Below are 21,428 nucleotides of genomic sequence, written 5' to 3'. Positions count from 1 at the left end.
TCCTTTCCCAAGGTCTTTCTCTTATTGTAAACGAAAAACCACCAGTGATAAATTTTCACCGGCGGTTTCTTAAGTGATTATTTGACAGCTGCAAGCACGTCTGCCTTCCAGCGTGAGTAGCCGCCTAAAAGATTGGTTACATTTTTAATACCTTTCGCTTGAAGGACGCTTGCTGCAATAGCAGAACGGCCGCCAGCAGCGCACTGAACAAGAATTGGTCGCTCATTCGGCACTTCATCTAAACGATCTGGCAATGTACCGAGCATCACATGGATCGCTCCAGAAATATGTCCTTCATCCCATTCCGTTTGATTACGAACATCAAGAACTGTGATTTCACCTTTTTCGACCGCCTCTTTAATAGCAACAGGTTCAATATTTTCATAGCTTTCTAGCTCGGTTGCTTGTGATAAAGCAGCTTGGACATTCATGTACCCAGCCGTGTTGTCGATTCCAATTGAACGCAACGCCTTTAAAATATCTGGCAAATTTCCTTCTTCCATGAGTAAGTAAAGCGGTGCCTCATAGTTGACAAGCCAGCCAGCCCAATTAGTGAAGGACTTGTTAAATGGAATATTAATCGTTCCAGGAATATGGCGCTCTGCAAACTCCGAAGCAGGACGAGTATCAATCACCATATCATTTTCAAGCCATCCATGAAGAGCGGAAGCATCCGTTGCTTCAACTGGCACTTGTAAATCTTTAAATAAAGCAGGTCCTACTTTATTGACACGCTTCATGACTGCGAAATATTTTGGTGGTTCTGGTTGACCATCTAGTAATGCTTTCACAAATGCAGCTTCATCGTTAAATTGCAACGCCCAGTTGAACATTTTTTCATAACCGACAGTGGAAGAAGGAATCGCTCCTAGTGCTTTACCACAGGCGCTGCCTGCTCCATGGGCTGGCCACACTTGCAAGTAATCAGGAAGTAACTTAAATCGCTCAAGCGAAACAAACATCTGTTTTGCTCCCACATCAGCTGTGCCCTCGTAGCCTGCAGCCTTCTCTAATAAATCCGGGCGTCCGACATCACCAACAAATACAAAGTCTCCTGTAAAGATTCCCATCGGACGATCAGCACCGCCGCCATTATCGGTTAGGATGAAAGAAATACTTTCAGGTGTATGACCTGGTGTATGCATCACTTCTAGCGTTAAGTTACCAATCTTAAATTGATCCCCATCTTTTAACAGCTGATGATCGATGTTTTCAAGATTTTGATACTTCCAGTTTTCATCCCCTTCGTCTGACACATACAATTTCGCTCCGAAACGATCAGCGATCTCTCGGGACCCAGCAACAAAGTCCGCATGAATATGCGTCTCAGCCGCTGCCGTTAGCCTTAACCCTTCCTTCTTCGCCACCTCAACATACTGCTCAATATCACGAGACGCATCAATTACGACCGACTCCCCCGTCTTTTGACAACCAACCAAATAAGAAGCATGTGCTAACTTTTCATCATAAAAATAACGTAACAACATTCGAATCTCTCCTCTTTTCGGGGGGTGACAGGCACCACCCGGTTTTTGTCGAAAAATGGTTATTGTTTTTTAGGCATAGTGTCAATAAATGCTTGTACATATGAAAGAATTCGCTGAACGGAAGGGTCTTTCATCCATTTCAATATGGTGAAGACGGAAATATGCTGTTGGTTCGCTTCCGCTTTCGTTTGGATTTCTTGCCACAATGTCTTTCCTTGTTCTACTTTTGCTTGAATAGGTTCTAAATATCCCTCGGCACTCTTTTGCAAGTACTCGATCGATTTTTGATCCCCTGCAACTTGCTCAGCAAAACGGACCGCTACTTCAAGTTTTTCTACCAGTTGTAAAAGTAAAGGTAATTTCTCTAGCAGACGAAGGCCAGCTTCAAGCGTATCCACATCTATATTCGTATAATCAAGCTTTGTCTTCACTTTTTCCATTGTATGCTCGTCATTCATCACGGCTTGACCAAAAGATAATAGGTTATCCACTTGCTCTAGCTTTTCCGTTAAAGTAGGCAGCTTTTCGATCAGCGTTTGAAGAGAAGCTTGTACTTCCGGTTTATCTAGCTCATCAACCCAGTCTTGCTTTGATAATGAAGTTGCCATCATCCTTCACTCCTTTCCCGCTATTACATAATTCCTTTCAACATACCATCCCAATACATAATCGGCAGTAAATCTTTTTTCATAATATACATGCTGCGCCGTTCCTTCGCTTGGTTCATCGGGAAAGATTCACTCGGGATTTTACCGTACTTAAACTCGGCCAGCACTAAGCTGTTGTAGCCTGTGACTAGCGGGCAAGAGCTATAGCCATCATATGTCGCACTCATCGGCTCTTCTTTAATCAGTGACATCACATTTTCAGCTACGACCGGAGCCTGCTTACGAATTGCCGCTCCCGTTTTCGATGTTGGTAAGTCTGCACAATCACCAAGAGCAAATACATTTTCATACTTTTGGTGCTGCAGCGTATACGGATGAACATCCACCCAGCCAGCTTCACTTGCTAACGGACTGTTGCTAATAAAAGAAGGCGCCCGCATCGGCGGAGTAACGTGAATCATATCGTAATTGACGACCGTTTGTTCATGTGTATCTAAATTCTCAAACACAGCTTCTTTTTTATCTGCTCTAATTTCAATTAAGTTATGACGGAAGCGGGCATCAATTTTTTTACGCGCCACGACTTTTTCCAATGTATCACGATATTTCTGGACATCAAAAATCGCTGGGTTAGCCGAACCAAAGATCACATTCGTTTGATCTCTAATTCCCGTACGGCTGAAATGATCCTCTGCTAAATACATAATTTTTTGAGGAGCACCCCCACATTTTACTGGTGTAGCCGGGTGAGTGAAAACCGCATTCCCACCTTTAAACGTCCGAATGGCTTCCCATGTATAATCAGTATATTGATAAGAATAATTACTGCAGACGCCACCTTTACCAATGGCATCCTTTAAGCCTTTTACTCCATCCCAATGAATCTCGATTCCCGCAGCTACAATTAAATAATCGTAAGAAACTTTCTCTCCATTTCCTAACTGGACCATATTATGATCCGGATCAAAGGAAGCCGCAGCTTGTTGAATCCATATAGCCCCTTCAGGAATTAATTCCTCCATGCTGCGCTCGGTATCTTCTTTCTTTGCTGCCCCACCGCCGACTAATGTCCATAACGGCTGATAATAATGATTTTTAGCCGGATCTATAATCGCCACATCGTCTGCAAGCGATTTCATTCCATTCAATAATCTAGCGGCCGTGCTAATTCCTGCTGAACCGCCGCCCACAATCACTACTCGATAATGTTTATCCATCTCCATCTTCCTCCTAGCCATCATTTAATGACAAGTTCAGGGGAGAACCCTGTGAGTTGTTATAGCTGTTTATACATTTATAATAGTGAAAATATTTTATTCATACCATAGGGGGTTACCCCTATATTATGAGAACAAGGGAAAACCGACATACTTCATCAGAAAGTGTGGAGACTAAGCAAAGTCATTATATTTTGATAAAAATAGATTGAGACTAATTTAAATGGGGTACATTAAACTTAAAGAATTTTTTTACAAAACATTTATTTCCTATATCATTTCGGCATCATTTCTATGTCTTATTGATATTGACGATATCAATCGATAGCAACTATTATTTAATTAGAGAAAATAATTGAAAAATTCAAATGAACGGATGGAGATGAGAGTATGACAGTAACACAAGAATTGACTCAAAACGCTATGCTTACGGCGAAAAAATATGTGCAAGAAGTATTTGAAACGGTTCAAACACGAAATCCGGGAGAAAGCGAATTCCATCAGGCAGTAAAGGAGATTTTCGATTCACTTGTCCCTGTGTTCGCCAAATATCCTAAATATATGGAACATGGCATCTTGGAAAGAATCGTTGAGCCTGAGCGCGTCATCATGTTTCGTGTCCCTTGGGTCGATGACCAAGGAAAAGTGCAAGTCAACCGCGGCTTCCGCGTTCAATACAATAGTGCGCTCGGCCCTTACAAAGGCGGTCTCCGTTTCCATCCATCCGTTAATGCCAGCATCATTAAATTTCTCGGCTTCGAACAAATTTTCAAAAACTCTTTAACCAATCAGCCAATCGGCGGCGGCAAAGGTGGTTCCGACTTTGATCCGAAAGATAAGTCCGATGCTGAAGTAATGCGCTTTACACAAAGCTTCATGACAGAACTTGCCCGCCATATCGGTCCAGATACAGATGTGCCAGCTGGTGATATCGGAGTAGGCGCACGCGAAATTGGTTATATGTTCGGTCAATATAAACGCATTCAAAATGCTTATCATGCAGGTGTATTAACAGGAAAAGGGCTTCATTACGGCGGCAGTCTAGCACGAACAGAAGCAACGGGTTATGGTACGGTTTATTTTGTGGCTGAAATGTTAAAAGACAGCGGCTTAAGCTTTAAAGACAGCACAGTCGTTGTTTCCGGCTCGGGTAACGTTTCCATCTACGCCATCGAAAAGGCTTCACAGCTCGGCGCAAAAGTAGTCGCTTGCAGTGATTCTAACGGCTATATTTACGATAAAAATGGAATTAATCTCGCCACTGTCAAACGTCTAAAAGAAGTAGAGAGAAAACGAATTAGCGAATATGTGCTTGAGCATCCAGAAGCAGAGTATGTAGAAGGTTGCTCTAATATTTGGAACATCCCTTGCGATATCGCTCTTCCTTGTGCAACACAAAACGAAATTGATGAAGCAGCGGCTGCGACACTCATTAAAAATGGCGTAAAAGCAATCGGGGAAGGCGCCAATATGCCAAGTACTTTAGAAGCAATTGATATTTTCTTACAAGCGGGCGTATTATTTGCTCCAGCCAAAGCGGCCAATGCAGGCGGTGTAGCAGTTTCCGCACTAGAAATGGCTCAAAACAGCATGAGAATGCCATGGACATTTGAAGAAGTAGATGAGAAGCTGCACACGATTATGAAAAACATTTATAAAAATAGTGTGCAAGCCGCGAATGAATTCGGCTTTGAAGGAAACCTCGTCGTCGGTGCCAACATTGCCGGCTTCCTCAAAGTGGCCGATGCGATGATGGATCAAGGAATTGTATAAAAAAGGCGGACTCTTACAAAGAGTCTGCCTTTTTACATAGAGCTACAAAGTGTCTTTTCTTTTCAAAACAAAAACACTATGATTAAAAAGTTATCTATTTTTGATTTTATGAAAGGCTGGGAATAGTTTGAGGAAATTTCTGAAAAGTTATCAATTTACTTTTCTATTATTAGCTGCCATTATGATTGGAGGCGTAGCTGGGGTTGTGTTCGGTCCTAGAGCATCGATAGTGAAACCGTTTGGGGATTTATTTCTAAATTTAATGTTTATGGTCATCGTACCGCTCGTATTTTTCAGCATCGCCTCCGCGATTGCTTCAATGGATGGAATGAAACGACTAGGAAAAATCATGGGCAGTATTTTCATCGTCTTCCTCGTCACAGCGATCATCGCAGCTATTGTAGGCATGGTTGGTGTCACGTTATTTAATCCGCTCGCGAATACCGATGTATCAGCTATTAAACAGCTAATGGCGAACTTCGATCCAGCAGAGACGGAAACGGAAGACTTAACATTGCTTGGACATCTGGTGAATACATTTACGGTAGCTGATTTCTCTTTATTGTTATCAAAAAGTAACATGCTTCAGCTGATCGTCTTTTCGATTCTTTTCGTTTTAGCTACTACAATGGCAAAAGAACATGGCAAACCGATGGCCAACTTTTTAGCTTCTGGTACAGCTGTTATGATGAAAATGGTTTCGATCATCTTGTACTATGCTCCAATTGGGCTCGGCTGTTACTTTGCAGCGATTATCGGGGAGCTAGGGCCGCAAATTCTTGGCGGCTATGCTCGCACATTTGTCTTATATCTTGTATTAACTGTCATTTATTACTTCGGCTTCTTCACGCTATACGCTTTCATCGCAGGTGGAAAAGATGGAGTGAAAGTATTTTGGAAACATGCAGCCGCTCCATCGGTTACAGCCATTGCTACATGCTCAAGCGCCGCGAGCATTCCGGTCAACTTAACCGCTGTGAAAAAAATGGGCGTTCCGAAAGATATCGCCGAAACGATTATCCCGCTCGGTGCCAACACACATAAAGATGGCTCCGTATTTGGCGGTGTATTGAAAATTGTCTTCCTATTTGCGCTGTTCGGCAAGGATATGACAAGCTTAACAAGCATTTTGAGCATCATCGGCGTCTCTTTCCTTGTAGGTGCCGTGATGGGGGCAATCCCAGGCGGTGGAATGATCGGGGAAATGTTAATTTTAAGCGTATTTGGCTTTCCTCCTGAAGTGCTGCCGATTATCGCTGTGATCAGCACCATTATTGATGCACCAGCAACATTGTTGAACTCAACGGGGAATACCGTGTGCGCAATGCTTGTTGCACGGCTAGTCGAGGGAAAACACTGGCTGCAGCGACAATTAGCCACCGGAAATTAGAAAAAAAGAGTGAAAACCTCATCAGGTTTTCACTCTTTTATAAAAACCTATCCCGAATGTCAGGAGAAGGCATTATACAATGATCTTTTTTGCCGAACCATTTGTATCTGTTTTTAGCAATCCATCGATACACCCTGTCTCTGATCGGTCGTGGAATGATTAATAAGTAATAAAATAATTTCCATCCCCCTGATAAATGTTTGCATATACGAAGAGCAGCAGTTGATTGATGATAGCAATGTTTGTCATCAATGAGAAGCAAGCTGTCTATATTAGAGGGCACTTTGTAGGCTGCTACGAGTTGTTTTCCCGCCTCACTTTGTAACGAGGCAAATTTATAGTAAGCATTCGGATCTCTTTTAATAATAAATTGCACGCTATGGTCACAAAAGTTACACTCTCCATCAAATAAGACCACTTTATTCATTATCGCTCCCCCTTTTTATCATTATAGCAATCAGTACACATGACTGCGCTGATTTGGCTTCTTTATCACTTGTAAATATTACCCTTAATATGGTAACGTAGAGGAAATATCAAAAATAAGGAGCAAAGCGACTATGATAAGTAAACATTTGTAACCTGTTATTTGCGATCGCTGGGCTCGACCGCCTCCGTACGATTTGTTTGATCAATAACAAACACAAAGATACGGAGGAGAATAAAATGAGTAAACCAGAATTAACTGTTGCTTTAGTATGTGGACCCGATTGTGATATGGAAGCTAATGCAATTCGTTCAGCTATTGAGTATTTCGGAGGGCGTGTCATTACATATTGGATCGGAAGGCCCAATGATTTGATCGCCGTGCTTTCTGGGGAAGATTTGTATCCCGACACTGATTATATTATTCTTAGTTTCCACGGGGATGAAGGGCAGTTTATTATGCCAGAATTGGATGAATCCGTCTATGAAGCTGATGAACCACAAGGTGATTTTGGTTCAAATGACGTGAAACGCTATGCTAAATTAAACAATAAAATCGTTTTAGCAAATGGCTGCACATTAGGTGTACCACAACTCGCTCAAGTCTTTATAGAGAGCGGTTGTCAAACATACATCGGACCCGATGACTACCCATATGGAAATGCAGCGCTCATGTTCGCTTTACGCTTCTTTTATGAAATCATCCAGAACAAAAAAAGCGTGAAAGAAGCGTTTGAACTAACGAAAACGACCGATGAAGAAATGTCTATGTACCAACTATACGAGAGAAGATAAAGATGAAGGCGAGCACCTATTTTTCTGGTGTTCGCCTTTTTATCCTAATATTCTGTTATTATTAAGGAAAGTTTGTCGACTGGACGGAGTTGAATTCGGTTTGGATTTATTAATGATTGTGTTGCCGGCATTTCTTATTTTTTTCACTGGTTTTGTTGGGCAAAAATTAATCGGGTTTGAGATTCGCTCGATTTCAATGATGGCCCTTTATATTATGTCGCCGTTTCTTGCGTTTCGGACCTTTTATACGAATAAGCTAACGATGGAATATGTGTATATTATTAGCTTCTGCCTGATCCTCTGCTTCACGTTGATTGCGATCGTCGCCTTCACAGGTATAGTCATGAAGGCTTCACGGCAAAAAATGGCGGCCATGATTCTTGGTGGCGCCTTTATGAACAGCGGCAACTATGGAGCACCGGTTGTTCTTTTCGCTTTTGGAGCAGCTGGCTTTGATTATGCGGTGATTATGATGGTGTTTCAGTCGCTATTGATGAATACGATCGGATTGTTTTTCGCTTCTCTTGGCGGCAAGCAAAAGGTAACGTTGAAAGAGTCGTGGCAACGCGTGCTTCGGATGCCTGTTATTTACGGTACATCTTTAGGACTGACTTTTCAGCTGCTTTCGATTGATTTGCCGACACCGTTTATGGATGCGATCAGCTTAGTCGCTAATGCGTCCATTCCAACGATTATGCTCGTGCTCGGGATGCAGCTGGCAGTGATCGCCAAAAAGCAGGTTGCCTACCGCTTCGTTTCAGCTGTCACTGTCATTCGGCTAATTGTTTCACCAGCAATTGCTGTTGTGATCGCCTCGTTCTTGCCATTGAATGACTTGCTAAAAGATGTGCTGATCTTGCAAGCGGCAATGCCCGCAGCAGCCAATACAACGATGGCGGCGATTCAGTTCGGTACAGAGCCGGACCTTGTCTCTTTTAACACATTAGTCACGACATTATTAAGCATCGTAACCATACCTGCTACGCTGTTCTTTTTAGGCGCATAAAGGAAAAAGGCTGTCTTCGCAACAGCCTTTTAGCGTTTGACTAAAAATTCTTCTCCTCGTTTGCACCCTTTAATCGGCCGATCCGCTATAGCAGCCGTTTTCTTCTCTTCTTTTACTTCTTCCTCTTTTTCTTCCTCGTCACTTTGGTTAGTGCTCAGCTTAGAAAAAGGAATCGGCGTTGGCAAGGAGTTTAACACTTGCACTGGTATATCCGCGCTTCCTGGAGCATAGACATCGAGAAAACTATTCGCCATTTGCAAATAGCCGGCCGTATTCGGGTGAACATCTTTCGGGTTTGGAAGTAGAGATCTCGCCTTGTTACCGAAGCGCGGACTGACTGGAACAAAATGAGCGCCTGCCCGTTCCGCTTCTTGCTTAATAATTTGATTTAAAATTCCCAGTTGCTGTTCAACCGATGGCTTATGCTGTTCTTTCACATGCGGGTATGGAAAGTAATACCCCATCGCATACACTTGAGCGTGCGGGTTCAACTTTTTAATTTCATCCAGTAATTTACTATAGTTTTTTCGCACACGATTGAGAGCAAATGCCGCAGGAATCGGCTCGTAGCTAAGCATGCCGCGGACAGAATCATTGCGAATGAGCGGCAATAAATCATTCGCTCCAGCCGAAATGGTAATGATGTTCGCTTTTCGAACATCTTGCTGAGCTCCTTTTTTATCGAGTTGCTTGAGTACTTGTTCCGTTGTATAGCCTGGAAAAGCCCACTTCTTTGAAAAGCTCGCTAAGCTTCCAGACTGTTGCAAGGAGAGGGCAATTAAGTCGGCATAACCGGCACCAATTTCTTTATTTGGTGTTTGTCCGGCCGCCAAAGAATCACCGAGTGCTACATAATGAAGCCCCGCTGCCTCTGCTTTCACCGGCAAGACGGTAGCAGCCGCTAGCAAGAAAACAATCACGTATAAACTGATTCGCTTTTTCATGAAATTCTTCCTTTCTTCAGGATATGCTATAATTAAATATTATCATATCTCAAATACATGGAGGCTATATGCTAACTTTTGAAGAAAAACTGGAAATTATTGAATCTTTCCCACAGCTTGAGCGTAAAAATGTTTCTCTTGGCCGCGTCAATTTTCACTTTGAGGACAGTGTAACAGATAAGAAAAATATTGTGTATCATCTGCATCCAAACGGAAACGGTTTTGTTTATGCGGGCGAATTGTCTCATTATCCAACCGACTCGAAAGGCATGGTCAATATTCGTGAGTTTTCAGCGGAGGAATTACGAACAATCCTTGATGAAGCCATTCATTCACTATCACCAAAATCAAACGAAGAACAAGCGATTGTTGGCGACGCTTACGAAGAGAAATGGATCAATGAAGACGGACATACATTGATACTTATTGAAGAAGATGAAATGTGGAATGTGTATGCTGGCTTGAACTTAGACGGTACCTTCCATACATACGAAGCCGCTTTGCAATACTTAGATGAAGAAGGCTTTCGTCGACTTTCTTAATAAAACAGGACCAGGTTCTCCCGACAAGAACCTGGTCTTTTATCATCTCGTTTTTGCTTGCAAATGAGTCCATAACCGTTGCATCATCACCCCTGGCTTCCCGTTGCCAATCGGCCGTTCATTGGCAACCGTAACGGCTAACACCTCACAGATCGTACTTGATAAAAAAGCTTCATCTGCCTCGAACAGCTCTTCCTCTGTAAACGCCTTTTCAACAAAAGGAATCTCTAATTCTTCCGCGCATGCTTTGACCGCGATACGTGTGATGCCAGGTAAAATATAATTCGTCAATGGAGCTGTTTGAATGCTGCCGTCTTTCACGATGAAGAAGTTAGAGCTCGACCCTTCTGTAATGAATCCGTCCCGCACAAGCACCGCTTCAAAACAGTTTTGCTCAAATGCTTCTTGCTTTGCCAAGACATTCGGCAATAAATTGAGCGATTTAATATAGCAATTTTTCCAGCGTTCATCTTCTAACAGTAACACTTTCGCTCCTTTCTGACGCAGTTCCTCTGCAATAAGCGAAGAAGGTTTAACCGTCATCGAGATCGAGGCGGGACATGAAGGGAATAAATGATGCCTTGGTGCTATCCCTCTGGTCACCTGCATATACAAATCTGCATTCTTTAGCTTGCTTTTCTCGACCAATTTCAGCATCGTCTTTTCCAACTCCGCTGGCTCACTGCCGATCACAAGCTTAATCGCCTTTGCACTCGCATACAGCCGCTCTAAATGCTCTTTCATCATAAACGGCTTCTTGTTATAGAAGCGAAGCACTTCATACACACCATCACCAAACTGATGACCCCGTTCCTCCATCGGAATGACGGGCTCTTGCACGTCAACGAACCTCCCGTTAAAATAAGCGAACGTCGTCCTCATCCCCCTTTCCATACCTACTGCCTATTGTATGCATCACAGCTACCGTTTTTTCTGATCTATAAAAAAAGAACCCTAGATTCATATCTAGAGTTCTCCAATCCATTTAACCAAGTGCTACATCTAAAATCATCATAACCGTAAAACCGCACATCACACCCATAGTTGCAAAGTCCGTACTTCCAGAGGATTGAGATTGCGGAATCAATTGTTCCACAACGACAAAGATCATCGCTCCAGCCGCAAAGGCAAGCGCATAAGGTAAAATAGGCTGAACAGCAAGCACAGCGACCGCTCCAACAACAGCCGCAACGGGTTCAACAATAGCTGATAATTGCCCATAGTTAAAGGCTTTTCTGCGAGACATTCCTTCTCCACGCAAAGGCACAGAAAGAGCCGCTCCTTCTGGCATATTTTGAATGCCGATTCCAAGCGCAAGTCCGATTGCCCCAATGACAGAAGCATCAGAAAGACCTAAAGAAGCCGCTCCGAAAGCAACGCCAATCGCTAATCCTTCCGGAATGTTATGAAGCGTAATCGCCAAAAACAATAACGTCGACTTATTTAATTTCGTTTTTGGCCCTTCCGCTTCGTTTTCAGCTAAACCAAGATCAAGATGAGGGACAACCACATCAAGCAGACGGATAAATAAGCCTCCTGCTAAAAATCCAATCGCTGGCGGTAGCCAAGGAATTTGGCCATTTTGTTCACTGAAATCAATCGCTGGAGCTAAAAGCGACCAGAAAGAAGCAGCAATCATGACCCCAGAAGCAAAACCAAACATCGTATTCATCACATTTTGATTCATTTGACGAAAGAAAAAGACAAGAGAAGCACCTAATGCGGTCAATCCCCACGTCATCAACCCGCCAAACAGCGCCTGAACAGCTGGATTTAATTGAGAAAACCACTCCATCAACATATGTGTACCGGTCCTTTCTGGCAAGTGATTATTTCTTTATTTTGCATCAAGGAAACTTTCACTGTCAATGTGATGCTTACCTATTGATCTTCATTTCATATAGTTTATGATCGTTTGAAAAAAAATGAACCTAACTAGAAGAAATGGGACATTATCAAATTATGAGGCAGTTTTTTGATGATAGAGAGCAGCTGTTGCATCATCTATTGACCTAACAAAAAAACTGGCAGAAGGTATCCTGCCAGTTTTTTATCATTTTTTAGTTACTAATTTCAGCGGTGCTGGAATCACTTTTTCTACTTTTTTCCCCTGGAGAACGTCACTTGCGGCTTGGACAGCTAATTGACCAATCAATTCAGGCTGTTGGGCAACCGTTGCCGCCAATTGCCCCGCATCTACTGACTTAATCGCATCATCATTCCCATCGAAACCGACGACTAAAATATCTTTTCCAGAGCTTGCAATGGCCTCCATCGCTCCAAGCGCCATTTCATCATTATGAGCAAATACCGCTTGAATATCCGGGTTTCCTTGCAGCAAGTTTTCCATGACATTCAATCCTTTTGTGCGGTCGAAATCAGCGGATTGTTTAGCCGCTACTTTTAACTTTTGATCCGCTACAAGATGGAAGCCTTGGCCACGTTCACGAGTGGCAGATGCCCCAGGAACCCCTTCAAGCTCCACTACTTTTGCTCCTTCACCCATTTGGTCCACGATAAACTGTCCGGCCATTTTTCCGCCTTTCACGTTATCAGAAGCAACTAATGTTTCCACTTTCCCTTTATCAGCGGAACGGTCAAGCGTAATAACCGGAATCCCGATGTTGTTCGCGGATTGTACAGCAGTTGAAATGGCTGATGAATCTGTCGGGTTAACTAAAAGCACATCGACACCTTGCTGAATTAAATCTTCCACATCATTCACTTGCTTCGCCGAGTCATTTTGCGCATCGACAACAATCGTTTTCATTCCCTGTTTTTTCGCTTCGTTCACCACACCATTTTTCAGGGAAACGAAAAATGGATTGTTTAATGTGGAAACAGATAAACCAATTTTAATATCTTTTAAGTCGTCTTTTTTTGCTGGCTTGGCCCATTCAGGCGGTTCAAGAGAACAGCCCCCGAGAATAAGCAGCATTAATGACAGTACAATCACACCTATTTTTTTCAACTTGAGCCCTCCTATGCCGCTTTTTTGCGATCAATTAGCACCGCAATTAAAATAACAATACCTTTCACTACCATTTGGAAAAAGGATGATACACCTAATAAGTTTAAACCGTTATTCAATGTACCAATAATTAATGCACCGATAAGTGTGCCCACGATGAATCCTCGTCCGCCAGAAAGGCTGGTTCCACCTAAGACTACAGCCGCAATGGCATCTAATTCATAGGATGTACCAGCTGTTGGCTGCGCCGAATCTAGGCGAGAAGTTAAGATCGCCCCCGCTAGCGCAGCAAGCAAACCGGCAAGCGAGTAAATCAGCACTTTCACGCGCGCCACTTGAATCCCTGAGATCCAAGCCGCTTTTTCATTGCCGCCGATCGCATATGTTTTTCGCCCAAACGGTGTTTTATGAAGAATCACCCATAAAATGATAAAAGCAAGCATCATCGTCACGGCGGGCACAGGAATCCCTAAGAAGTAGCCGCGCCCAAACAGTTGAAATAAATAATGATCTCCTAATCCTGTAATGGGATTCCCATCTGTATATACTAACGTCAGTCCACGATAAATCGTCATCGTCGCTAATGTAGCAATAAACGGAGCCATTTTTCCTTTTGTAATCAATAAGCCATTCACTGCTCCCATGATTGCTCCGAGCAAACAGCCGATTAAGATGGCTAACATCGGATCGATACCTGATACGATCATTCCAGCCATCAATGCACTCGATAACGCTAAAATCGAGCCGACGGATAAGTCAATGCCTCCTGTTAAAATAACAAATGTCATCCCATAAGCAATTAAGGCGTTAATAGCTACTTGCCGTAATAAATTTAAAATATTTAATGGAGCCAAAAAGCTCGGGTTTAAGATCGATACAATCACCATTAACATCAATAGTCCGAGCAGCGGCCCAAGCTTTTGAGTCAATTGATTAAAAGGTTTGATTGCAGTTGTTTTCATTGTCACTGCCCTCCCGTTGCAAGCGTCATAATTTTTTCTTGTGTGGCTTCTATTTTTGATAATTCACCGCTAATTTTTCCTTCGTGAACAACGAGGATGCGATCGCTCATACCGAGTATTTCCGGTAGTTCAGAAGAAACCATAATCACTGCCACCCCGCGATCGGTTAGTTCGTTCATCAACTTATAAATTTCTCGTTTCGCCCCAACATCGACTCCTCTTGTCGGTTCATCTAATATCAGCACTTTCGGACCAATCCCAATCCATTTCGCAAGAACAACCTTTTGCTGGTTCCCGCCTGATAAATGTTTGGCACTTGTTTCTGCTGATTCCGTCTTAATCGTCAACCGCCGGATGAGCAAATCGACAAATTCCTGCTCGCTCTTTTGATCAATCAGCCCTTTAGGTGAAAAGCTAGCTAAATTCGGCAAAGCGATATTTTCCCGAATCGAAAAATCAAGGACTAGCCCTTCATCTTTTCGGTCTTCGGTAATAAAGCCAATACCTAATTTCACTGCTTGATCCGGTGTTTGAATTGTTACTTTCTTTCCGTTCAGAAAGATCTCGCCCTGGTCGATCGAATCGAGTCCAAAAATCGCGCGCATGATCTCTGTTCGTCCAGCCCCCATTAACCCGGAGACACCGACAATTTCTCCTGAACGAACGGAGAAACTAACATGTTCAAACACTTCTTTTCTCGTTAGCCCTTTCACCTCTAGCACTGTTTCTCCGAAAACTGGCGAACGCGCAGGAAAACGATCCTCTAACTCCCGGCCTACCATCTTTTTCACGACTTCCTCAAAGCTTGTTTCCGGAATCGGCTTTGTATCTACCGTTTTTCCATCACGCATCACGGTAATGCGGTCACATATCGTAAAAATTTCTTCCATTCGGTGAGAAATATAAACAATAGAAACATTTTGTTTACGCAACGCCTCAATCACTTCAAATAGCTTAGCAATCTCTCTTTCTGTTAAAGCAGCTGTCGGTTCATCCATAATGATCACTTCGGCGTTTGTCATTAATGCTTTTGCAATCTCAATCATTTGCTGCTCGCCAACGGAACAGTTACCCGCTTCTTGATCGAGCGGAATAGAGACCGATAATTTTTCAAACTGTGCTTGAGCGAGCGCCTTCATTTCTTTTGTTTTCAAAAAGCCAAATGAATTCTTTCGTTCCTTGCCAATAAACAAATTCTCAAGCACCGTCATCGCTGGCCATATATTTAATTCTTGATGGATGAAGGTCACACCATGTCCTTCCGCTTCTTTCGGGCTAGTAAAATATCGTTCTTTCCCGTTGATTGAGATTGTTCCTTGATCGAGTGAATGGAGGCCGGTTAATATGTTCATTAACGTCGATTTACCAGCTCCGTTTTCACCCATCAGCGCATGAACTTCTCCGGGGCGCAAGTCAAAATCAACACCGGTGAGCACATTGTTGTTTCCAAACGACTTATGAATATTCTTCATCTCAATTTGCATCACGTTCGCCTCCTTAGAAGATAACCCCTGCTTGCAAAATGCAATTGGCGTACGGAGTCGCTTCCCCTGTTCGAATGACAGCTTTCGCCTGCTTGGCCCGTTCTTTAAACTCTTCATGACTCACATAGTCAATATCAACATCTGCAAACCTTCTATTCATGTAACGATCCGTTTGTTCGTTAGCTGTTTTTACTTCAGTTGCTAACACCACTTTTTCTACAACCATGTCATACGCGATCGCTTCGACTGTGTCTTGGAAACTAGGGACACCCAATGTTAAAGCGATATCAATTTTCGGTACACCAGTTGGAACCGGCAACCCCGCATCGGCAATTACAATGGAATCCGTGTGACCAAGATCCGCCAGCACTTTTGTGATATGACTATTCAGCATTCCATATTTTTTCATGACAATGCTTCCTCTACTTCCTGTCTTGATGGCATTCCGCCTTGGGCTCCAAATTTCGTGACGGATAAAGACGCCGCGCGGTTGGCAAAACGAAGGCTTTCCTCAAAACTTTTTCCTTCTGCCAAAGCCACTGCGAACGCCGCATTAAACGTATCTCCTGCCCCTGTTGTATCGACTACATCTACTTCATAAGATGGAATCAGCACTTCCTGTTTCCCGTTAAAGTAACGGACGCCATGCTTTCCTTCCGTAATAAACACTTTATTGGGATATTTTCTTAATGCTTCACTTGCAGGAAGACCAGAAAATAAAATTGTCGCCTCATGCTCATTTGGCGTTAAATAGGAGGCTTTTTCAATCACTTCTGCACTCAATGGACGCGCTGGAGCAGGATTTAATAGAAGTGGCACCTTTACTTCCTCGCACATAGAAGCCACATAATCCACCGTTTCTACAGGAATCTCTTGCTGAATCATCACTATATCTGCATTAGCAATAATCTCGCGCGCTTTTTGAACGTAGTCAGGCGTTACATAATTATTGGCACCTTTGACCACGACAATACTGTTGTCACCTTCTGCCAAAATAATATGCGCCGTACCACTTTCCATATCTGTAACCGGTTCCACATAGTCAATAACAACGCGATTTTCTTTAAAATTGTTTAAAATCGCAGAGCCGTAATGATCGTCGCCAATGCACCCCACCATGTACACTTCTGCTCCTAAGCGAGCGGCGGCAACTGCCTGATTCGCTCCTTTGCCGCCGGGGACTGTTTTAAAGGAATCCCCAAGCACCGTTTCTCCTGCTACCGGCCGCTTAGCAGCTGTCACCACTAAATCCATTGAAGAACTGCCGATTACCACTATTTTAACCATTATCCTCAACCTTTCTTGTCGTTTGTCGTTCCATAAACTGAACAGGCAATTGAATATGCTGCTCGCTGATTTTTTCTTTTTTAATTAGTTTTAATAATAGTTGGGCTGCTTGCTGTCCCATCTCGTAAGCGGGCTGCTTAATCGTAGATAGAGACGGAAACAATAAGCTGCTTAAAGGAATATCATCAAAGCCTATGACCTGTATATCATCAGGGATCGATTTACCAAGGCGTAGAGCTTCGTGAAGGATCGCCGCTGCAGCTACATCATTGCTGGCAATCACTCCATCCGTATCTGGATACAGATCAAATAACTCTTTTGCTCGCTTTTGTGCCTCTTGATAAGAGAAAGCATCAGTTTTCATGACCGAAAAATCGACATCTGCCTCCGCTAGTATCTCTAACGCTCCTTGAAAGCGATCTTGAGCGGGGCGAATATAAGCCGGACCTTTGAGAATCGTCATTTTTTTGCTTCCTCTTTTAATCATTTCACGGGCTGCAATTCGGCCGCCTTCTTTTCCATCTGCATATACCGCATATTCTTCATCAGAAGCACGATCTAAAAATACGGTGGGAATGGCTACATTCTCATAATTGCTCTTGCCCGCCGGATTCGTCGCTGATACAATGCCGACAACTTGATTTTGTATAAATGTATGGATATACGCTTGCTCTTTTTCCGGATCTTCGTCACTGTTCCCGAGTAATACCCGAAACCCTTGCTTTTGTAGCACATCCTCCACTCCGCGTGCTAATTCAGGAAAAAAAGGATTCGTAATATCAGGAAGCAACAGGCCTACAAGCCTTGATTCCCGTTTGTATAATGATCTTGCGACTTCATTCGGGCTGTAATTTAATTTTTGAATAGCCGCTTCGACTATCTTTTTCGTGTCCTCATGCACATACCCTGTCTCATTCAACACACGAGAAACGGTCGCTACCGATACGCCCGCTTCTTTAGCGACATCTTTAATTGTTGCCACTTCCTGACCTCCTCCAATGTGTAACCGTTTACAGATAATTTATCATACTTTTCTCCCGAGGACAATGTGCATTCTTTTTCCACCAATGAAAAAAATAAAGGGAAACTTCAATCAGTGAGGGGCTTACAACCCATTCATACGGGAGAAAATGACAGATCGATTGAAATTTTTTTATTTTTTATCCTTTTGACTCCCGCAATTGACTTTCGCAAGGCAATAAAGTTTCCCTAACGCCAACCTTGTTGCTCTAGACCCACACGATTTCCACCTGTTATGCTAATGTCTAACAGTTGAATGAAAAACTGGAGGAATGAAGAAATGGAAACATATGAAGATATAAAAAAGGGAGAAAAGGGCGCCTGGATCAGCATTATCGCCTACGTTTTCCTCTCGCTACTAAAACTGATTGCTGGTTACATAGGAAATTCTCAAGCACTTCAAGCGGATGGATTAAACAATTCAACCGATGTAGTTGCTTCTATCGCTATTTTGATTGGACTGAAAATCGCTCGGAAGCCACCCGACGAGGATCATCGCTACGGGCATTTTCGTGCTGAAACGATTGCTTCATTAATTGCCGCCTTTATTATGATGGCAGTTGGACTTCAAGTGCTTATTGAAGCCGGCCGCTCATTTTTTGATAACAATCAGCCTGTTCCTGATATGCTGACGGGCTGGATCGCGCTTTTCAGTGCTGTTTTCATGTTCATCGTCTATTTTTATAATGCCAAACTAGCTAAAAGCATTAACAGTAAATCACTCATGGCGGCAGCGCAAGACAACCGTTCCGATGCGCTCGTTAGTATTGGAGCATTTGTTGGTATTCTGGGAGCTCAATTAGGAATCGAATGGCTTGATGTGGTAACAGCCTTCATTGTTGGATTGATCATTATTAAAACCGCTTGGGAAATTTTCACCGAAGCTTCTCACGCTCTGACTGATGGCTATGACCAAGAAGAACTTGAAAATATTCGCCAAACGATTCAACGAGTCGTGGGTGTTCAACACGTCCGCAGCGTCAAAGCTCGCTTGCACGGTAACTTAACGCTTGTCGATGTCGTTGTCTGTGTCAACCCTGAACTGAACGTGACCGAAAGCCACAAAATAACCGAAAACATCGAAGCGATTCTCTTAAAGAAATACCAAATCCGCTATGCGATCATTCACATCGAACCGGCAGACGACCACTTTCATCCGATTTAATAGAAAAGTGTAAGTCCACTAGTCGCTAGCGCCTGTAACTAGACAAGCACACACTAAAAAAGAACAGACGCCACCGCTCTGTTCTTTTTTTAGTGATACATCTTAATTTTTCGACAAAAACCGGGGAGTGACAGGCACCTACCTAAATCTTTCTTCCGTATTTGCGCAAGTATTGCTCTACGTCGTTGTAAAGACCGCTTTGGTTGGCGTATTTGACGTAGTTTTTTGCTGTACGGAGCCATTCTAGTGTAGAGGGTTGCTGTGTTTTCAGGACATGTAGTAAATCTTCTGTGCGAAGCGGTCTTTCCTGGCCTGTTGTCAAAATTTCTTCTAGTACATGTTCAGCAGCTAATTCGCACACATTTTCAATATCTGCGCCAGAGAAGAATTCTGTTTGAGCAGCCAGCTTGGCGACATCAATAGTTTCTGCATATCTTCCTTCAAGCTTTAATTGAAAAATTTGCTCTCTTGCTTTTTCATCAGGAGGAGCAACAAAAATTAAGCGATCAAATCGACCCGGTCGTTTCAAGGCGTTATCTACATCCCAAGGCATATTTGTCGCGCCAATGACTAGCATTTGATCGGTATTCGTATCAAGCCCTTCCATTTCTGCTAGGAACGTATCAATGACACCTCTCGTATTAGCAGAAGATTTCGCGCGACTGAACCCGATCGTATCCACCTCATCAAAAAACATAATGCTTGGTTTTTGAAAGCGGGCCTTATCAAATATTGCTTTTAAATTTTGTTCACTTACCCCGATATACGGATCGAGAATATCGGTGATATGTACCGGATAAAAATGAGCCTGGCACTCGCCAGCAGTTGCTCTTGCAATAAACGTTTTCCCGCAGCCTGGAGGTCCGTAAAGCAGCACGCCGCCACCTGCTTTTTTGCGAAATTTAGCAAATAACCCTTTGTTAAAGAACGGACTAATAATTCGCAAATGGATCGTCTTTTTTAATTCATCCAATCCTGCTACATCGGCAAACGTCACCTGACTAAGTGTAGGCTCTTCTGATTTCTGTTCTCTTCCGCCATCAATGACCTTCAATTTAGCCGAACGATCCATCCACTTTATTTTTGGTTCTGCTTCCTCAAAAGAAGGGCGCGACTCCTGCATAGGGGGTAACACTGAATGACTTGGCTTGTCCTGTTGGAGCTGCACTGTAGCCTTCGTTAACTCACGAATGATTTCCGCTCGCAGCACTTCATCAGTGCAATGGGCCACTCCTGCCGAAAAAGACTGAACCGCTTCTAGCCAACGGCCGGCTTCTGCTAACTCTTTTCCGAGCCAATAATGCGTTTGCGCATCTTGTGGATTTTGTTCCGCTAGTTGCTGCAGCCACTTCACCTTATCCATATTATCTGCCCCTTACTTTTCTAATGATTTTAATTAGCGGTTCTGTCAGCCACGAAGAGATAGCGATCGTTACATAAATGAATAAACAAATGACACTAGCTGTCGTAAAACCCAAGGCACTTAACAGAAAGGTAAGCCCGATACCGATCAACCAAAACATACCTGGTCCGCCCACTCGCTCAATTAAGCGATTCGGTGCATATAACGGATGGCTAGCCAACTCTAAATCCTCCAATAGTTCTAATAGCTCCTGGTCATGAGGATTCATTAAATAAGCTTGACGAAAGTAATCTTTCGCTTCTTTCACTCGATTCCGAAAAATCGCGTCAAGCCCAAGATGAATCACTTTTGCCAAATCGCTGTCCGCTGACTGCATATATCGCTCCAATAGCAGAACTTGTTGTTCTCGGTTGCCGTTTCTTCCTTCTAACAAATAATGACTGCGTAGCGCTTGAGGATCTTCCGGATCAAGCTCTAATGCTTTTTCGATTAAAGCCTTCGCTTTTTTATGATGACCCGTTTTTTTCATTAAAGTGGCATAGCCGGCATGGATAGACGCATTATTCGGGTGAAGGCGCAATGACTCGAGAAAAGCTTTCTCCGACTCAACCCAACGCTCTGTTTCCATATAGACATGAGCCAAAATGTATAACGCCATTTCTGGTTCATATCCTAGTCTAATCGCCTCTATTAAATGGCCTTCCGCTTCTTCATAATGATTTAAAACATAATGGCTATACCCGAGAATGTACCAAATCCGCCCATTTTCTAAATGTTGATCCATCTCTTCTTTTACTAAATCAATGACTTGCTGGTAACGCCCTATATCAAAATAATGCTCTATAACCTCTAAGCTAACCGCTGCTGTTTCAGCCATTCTCCCTCACTCCTTTTCTGTTGGCTTTATTAAACTGATGAACCTCCCCCACCTATTGCTTCGCTCTTGAGGTAGGGGTTTCTTGTCGATCCCCAAGACATCAGAAGCTGG

At 43.1% G+C, this 21,428-nt stretch carries 21 protein-coding genes; 6 read left to right on the top strand and 15 right to left on the bottom strand.

The genetic code is table 11. From position 1 onward, the window contains the following. Positions 1-77 precede the first annotated feature (77 nt). From IRB43_RS10430 to IRB43_RS10420, 3 genes are read right to left on the bottom strand one after another with little or no spacing between them, the layout of a single operon-like run. Positions 78-1,487 carry an MBL fold metallo-hydrolase gene (locus IRB43_RS10430; protein ID WP_203363423.1) on the bottom strand — a complete coding sequence of 470 codons (1,410 nt, stop codon included), beginning with the start codon at positions 1,485-1,487 and terminating at the stop codon, positions 78-80. Between the two features lie 59 nt (positions 1,488-1,546). Further along, positions 1,547-2,095, bottom strand: coding sequence for a hypothetical protein (locus tag IRB43_RS10425; RefSeq protein WP_203363422.1), 549 nt, complete (start codon positions 2,093-2,095; stop codon positions 1,547-1,549). Between the two features lie 23 nt (positions 2,096-2,118). Next, positions 2,119-3,318, bottom strand: coding sequence for an NAD(P)/FAD-dependent oxidoreductase (locus IRB43_RS10420; RefSeq protein WP_481748136.1), 1,200 nt, complete (start codon positions 3,316-3,318; stop codon positions 2,119-2,121). 384 nt (positions 3,319-3,702) lie between these two features. Here IRB43_RS10420 and gdhA point away from each other — a divergent pair, with 384 nt between their 5' ends. Continuing rightward, complete coding sequence (gene gdhA, locus IRB43_RS10415; RefSeq protein WP_203363420.1) at positions 3,703-5,085, top strand: NADP-specific glutamate dehydrogenase; 1,383 nt, start codon at positions 3,703-3,705, stop codon at positions 5,083-5,085. 181 nt (positions 5,086-5,266) lie between these two features. Further along, positions 5,267-6,475 carry a dicarboxylate/amino acid:cation symporter gene (locus IRB43_RS10410; protein ID WP_481748140.1) on the top strand — a complete coding sequence of 403 codons (1,209 nt, stop codon included), beginning with the start codon at positions 5,267-5,269 and terminating at the stop codon, positions 6,473-6,475. 37 nt (positions 6,476-6,512) lie between these two features. Here IRB43_RS10410 and IRB43_RS10405 read toward each other — a convergent pair whose 3' ends face one another. Beyond that, positions 6,513-6,902, bottom strand: coding sequence for a thiol-disulfide oxidoreductase DCC family protein (locus IRB43_RS10405; protein WP_203363418.1), 390 nt, complete (start codon positions 6,900-6,902; stop codon positions 6,513-6,515). A gap of 239 nt (positions 6,903-7,141) precedes the next feature. On the opposite strand from IRB43_RS10405, the gene IRB43_RS10400 reads away from it, so the two are divergent. Then, positions 7,142-7,696: a delta-aminolevulinic acid dehydratase gene (locus IRB43_RS10400; RefSeq protein WP_203363417.1), complete on the top strand. Its 555-nt coding sequence runs from the start codon at positions 7,142-7,144 to the stop codon at positions 7,694-7,696. A 100-nt stretch (positions 7,697-7,796) separates the two neighbouring features. Next, positions 7,797-8,702 carry an AEC family transporter gene (locus IRB43_RS10395; protein ID WP_203363416.1) on the top strand — a complete coding sequence of 302 codons (906 nt, stop codon included), beginning with the start codon at positions 7,797-7,799 and terminating at the stop codon, positions 8,700-8,702. A 29-nt stretch (positions 8,703-8,731) separates the two neighbouring features. Here the strand turns inward: IRB43_RS10395 and IRB43_RS10390 are convergent, their stop codons facing one another. Next, positions 8,732-9,646 carry an SGNH/GDSL hydrolase family protein gene (locus IRB43_RS10390; RefSeq protein WP_203363415.1) on the bottom strand — a complete coding sequence of 305 codons (915 nt, stop codon included), beginning with the start codon at positions 9,644-9,646 and terminating at the stop codon, positions 8,732-8,734. Between the two features lie 68 nt (positions 9,647-9,714). Here IRB43_RS10390 and IRB43_RS10385 point away from each other — a divergent pair, with 68 nt between their 5' ends. Then, positions 9,715-10,188 carry a hypothetical protein gene (locus IRB43_RS10385; protein ID WP_203363414.1) on the top strand — a complete coding sequence of 158 codons (474 nt, stop codon included), beginning with the start codon at positions 9,715-9,717 and terminating at the stop codon, positions 10,186-10,188. Between the two features lie 42 nt (positions 10,189-10,230). Here IRB43_RS10385 and dat read toward each other — a convergent pair whose 3' ends face one another. The 8 genes from dat to IRB43_RS10345 form a co-directional block, all read right to left on the bottom strand. Next, the gene (gene dat, locus IRB43_RS10380; protein ID WP_203363413.1) at positions 10,231-11,070 is read right to left on the bottom strand and encodes a D-amino-acid transaminase; all 840 of its coding nucleotides are present in this window, start codon (positions 11,068-11,070) and stop codon (positions 10,231-10,233) included. A gap of 103 nt (positions 11,071-11,173) precedes the next feature. Beyond that, a complete protein-coding gene (locus tag IRB43_RS10375) occupies positions 11,174-11,986 on the bottom strand; it encodes a ZIP family metal transporter (RefSeq protein ID WP_203363535.1) in 813 nt (270 codons plus the stop codon). 255 nt (positions 11,987-12,241) lie between these two features. Then, positions 12,242-13,126, bottom strand: coding sequence for a ribose ABC transporter substrate-binding protein RbsB (gene rbsB / locus IRB43_RS10370; protein ID WP_481748139.1), 885 nt, complete (start codon positions 13,124-13,126; stop codon positions 12,242-12,244). Positions 13,127-13,170: 44 nt separating this feature from the next. Continuing rightward, positions 13,171-14,121 (bottom strand): ABC transporter permease subunit, encoded by a 951-nt coding sequence (rbsC, locus tag IRB43_RS10365; RefSeq protein WP_203363411.1) that lies wholly within the window; start codon positions 14,119-14,121, stop codon positions 13,171-13,173. 2 nt (positions 14,122-14,123) lie between these two features. Beyond that, positions 14,124-15,605 (bottom strand): sugar ABC transporter ATP-binding protein, encoded by a 1,482-nt coding sequence (locus IRB43_RS10360; protein WP_203363410.1) that lies wholly within the window; start codon positions 15,603-15,605, stop codon positions 14,124-14,126. A gap of 13 nt (positions 15,606-15,618) precedes the next feature. Beyond that, the gene (gene rbsD, locus IRB43_RS10355) at positions 15,619-16,014 is read right to left on the bottom strand and encodes a D-ribose pyranase (protein ID WP_203363409.1); all 396 of its coding nucleotides are present in this window, start codon (positions 16,012-16,014) and stop codon (positions 15,619-15,621) included. Further along, positions 16,011-16,892, bottom strand: a complete 882-nt coding sequence (gene rbsK, locus IRB43_RS10350) for a ribokinase (RefSeq protein ID WP_203363408.1) — start codon at positions 16,890-16,892, stop codon at positions 16,011-16,013. The genes rbsD and rbsK overlap by 4 nt, the downstream gene beginning before the upstream one ends. Beyond that, positions 16,885-17,874 carry a substrate-binding domain-containing protein gene (locus tag IRB43_RS10345; RefSeq protein WP_203363407.1) on the bottom strand — a complete coding sequence of 330 codons (990 nt, stop codon included), beginning with the start codon at positions 17,872-17,874 and terminating at the stop codon, positions 16,885-16,887. Before IRB43_RS10345 ends, rbsK begins: the two co-directional genes overlap by 8 nt. A gap of 318 nt (positions 17,875-18,192) precedes the next feature. Here IRB43_RS10345 and IRB43_RS10340 point away from each other — a divergent pair, with 318 nt between their 5' ends. After that, positions 18,193-19,077: a cation diffusion facilitator family transporter gene (locus IRB43_RS10340; protein WP_203363406.1), complete on the top strand. Its 885-nt coding sequence runs from the start codon at positions 18,193-18,195 to the stop codon at positions 19,075-19,077. Between the two features lie 142 nt (positions 19,078-19,219). Here IRB43_RS10340 and IRB43_RS10335 read toward each other — a convergent pair whose 3' ends face one another. Together IRB43_RS10335 and IRB43_RS10330 are read right to left on the bottom strand one after the other, a co-directional pair. Further along, on the bottom strand, positions 19,220-20,440 hold the full coding sequence (locus IRB43_RS10335) for an ATP-binding protein (RefSeq protein ID WP_203363405.1): 1,221 nt from the start codon (positions 20,438-20,440) through the stop codon (positions 19,220-19,222). A gap of 1 nt (position 20,441) precedes the next feature. Next, positions 20,442-21,317, bottom strand: a complete 876-nt coding sequence (locus tag IRB43_RS10330) for a tetratricopeptide repeat protein (RefSeq protein WP_203363404.1) — start codon at positions 21,315-21,317, stop codon at positions 20,442-20,444. Between the last annotated feature and the right edge of the window lie 111 nt (positions 21,318-21,428).

This window comes from Bacillus sp. REN10, from assembly GCF_016820555.1.
Lineage (GTDB): Bacteria > Bacillota > Bacilli > Bacillales > Domibacillaceae > Bacillus_CE.
This window is presented reverse-complemented; position numbering and strand designations above follow the sequence as displayed.

What these genes read in the sequence shown, in the direction of transcription:
- IRB43_RS10425 (WP_203363422.1), bottom strand. Translation starts at nt 2,095, where the DNA reads ATGGCAACTTCATTATCAAAGCAAGACTGGGTTGATGAGCTAGATAAA.
- rbsD (WP_203363409.1), bottom strand. Translation starts at nt 16,014, where the DNA reads ATGAAAAAATATGGAATGCTGAATAGTCATATCACAAAAGTGCTGGCG.
- gdhA (WP_203363420.1), top strand. Translation starts at nt 3,703, where the DNA reads ATGACAGTAACACAAGAATTGACTCAAAACGCTATGCTTACGGCGAAA.
- rbsB (WP_481748139.1), bottom strand. Translation starts at nt 13,126, where the DNA reads ATGCTGCTTATTCTCGGGGGCTGTTCTCTTGAACCGCCTGAATGGGCC.
- IRB43_RS10390 (WP_203363415.1), bottom strand. Translation starts at nt 9,646, where the DNA reads ATGAAAAAGCGAATCAGTTTATACGTGATTGTTTTCTTGCTAGCGGCT.
- IRB43_RS10335 (WP_203363405.1), bottom strand. Translation starts at nt 20,440, where the DNA reads ATGGATAAGGTGAAGTGGCTGCAGCAACTAGCGGAACAAAATCCACAA.
- dat (WP_203363413.1), bottom strand. Translation starts at nt 11,070, where the DNA reads ATGAGGACGACGTTCGCTTATTTTAACGGGAGGTTCGTTGACGTGCAA.
- IRB43_RS10410 (WP_481748140.1), top strand. Translation starts at nt 5,267, where the DNA reads ATGATTGGAGGCGTAGCTGGGGTTGTGTTCGGTCCTAGAGCATCGATA.
- rbsK (WP_203363408.1), bottom strand. Translation starts at nt 16,892, where the DNA reads ATGGTTAAAATAGTGGTAATCGGCAGTTCTTCAATGGATTTAGTGGTG.
- IRB43_RS10400 (WP_203363417.1), top strand. Translation starts at nt 7,142, where the DNA reads ATGAGTAAACCAGAATTAACTGTTGCTTTAGTATGTGGACCCGATTGT.
- IRB43_RS10360 (WP_203363410.1), bottom strand. Translation starts at nt 15,605, where the DNA reads ATGCAAATTGAGATGAAGAATATTCATAAGTCGTTTGGAAACAACAAT.
- IRB43_RS10420 (WP_481748136.1), bottom strand. Translation starts at nt 3,318, where the DNA reads ATGGAGATGGATAAACATTATCGAGTAGTGATTGTGGGCGGCGGTTCA.
- IRB43_RS10340 (WP_203363406.1), top strand. Translation starts at nt 18,193, where the DNA reads ATGGAAACATATGAAGATATAAAAAAGGGAGAAAAGGGCGCCTGGATC.
- IRB43_RS10430 (WP_203363423.1), bottom strand. Translation starts at nt 1,487, where the DNA reads ATGTTGTTACGTTATTTTTATGATGAAAAGTTAGCACATGCTTCTTAT.
- rbsC (WP_203363411.1), bottom strand. Translation starts at nt 14,121, where the DNA reads ATGAAAACAACTGCAATCAAACCTTTTAATCAATTGACTCAAAAGCTT.
- IRB43_RS10330 (WP_203363404.1), bottom strand. Translation starts at nt 21,317, where the DNA reads ATGGCTGAAACAGCAGCGGTTAGCTTAGAGGTTATAGAGCATTATTTT.
- IRB43_RS10385 (WP_203363414.1), top strand. Translation starts at nt 9,715, where the DNA reads ATGCTAACTTTTGAAGAAAAACTGGAAATTATTGAATCTTTCCCACAG.
- IRB43_RS10405 (WP_203363418.1), bottom strand. Translation starts at nt 6,902, where the DNA reads ATGAATAAAGTGGTCTTATTTGATGGAGAGTGTAACTTTTGTGACCAT.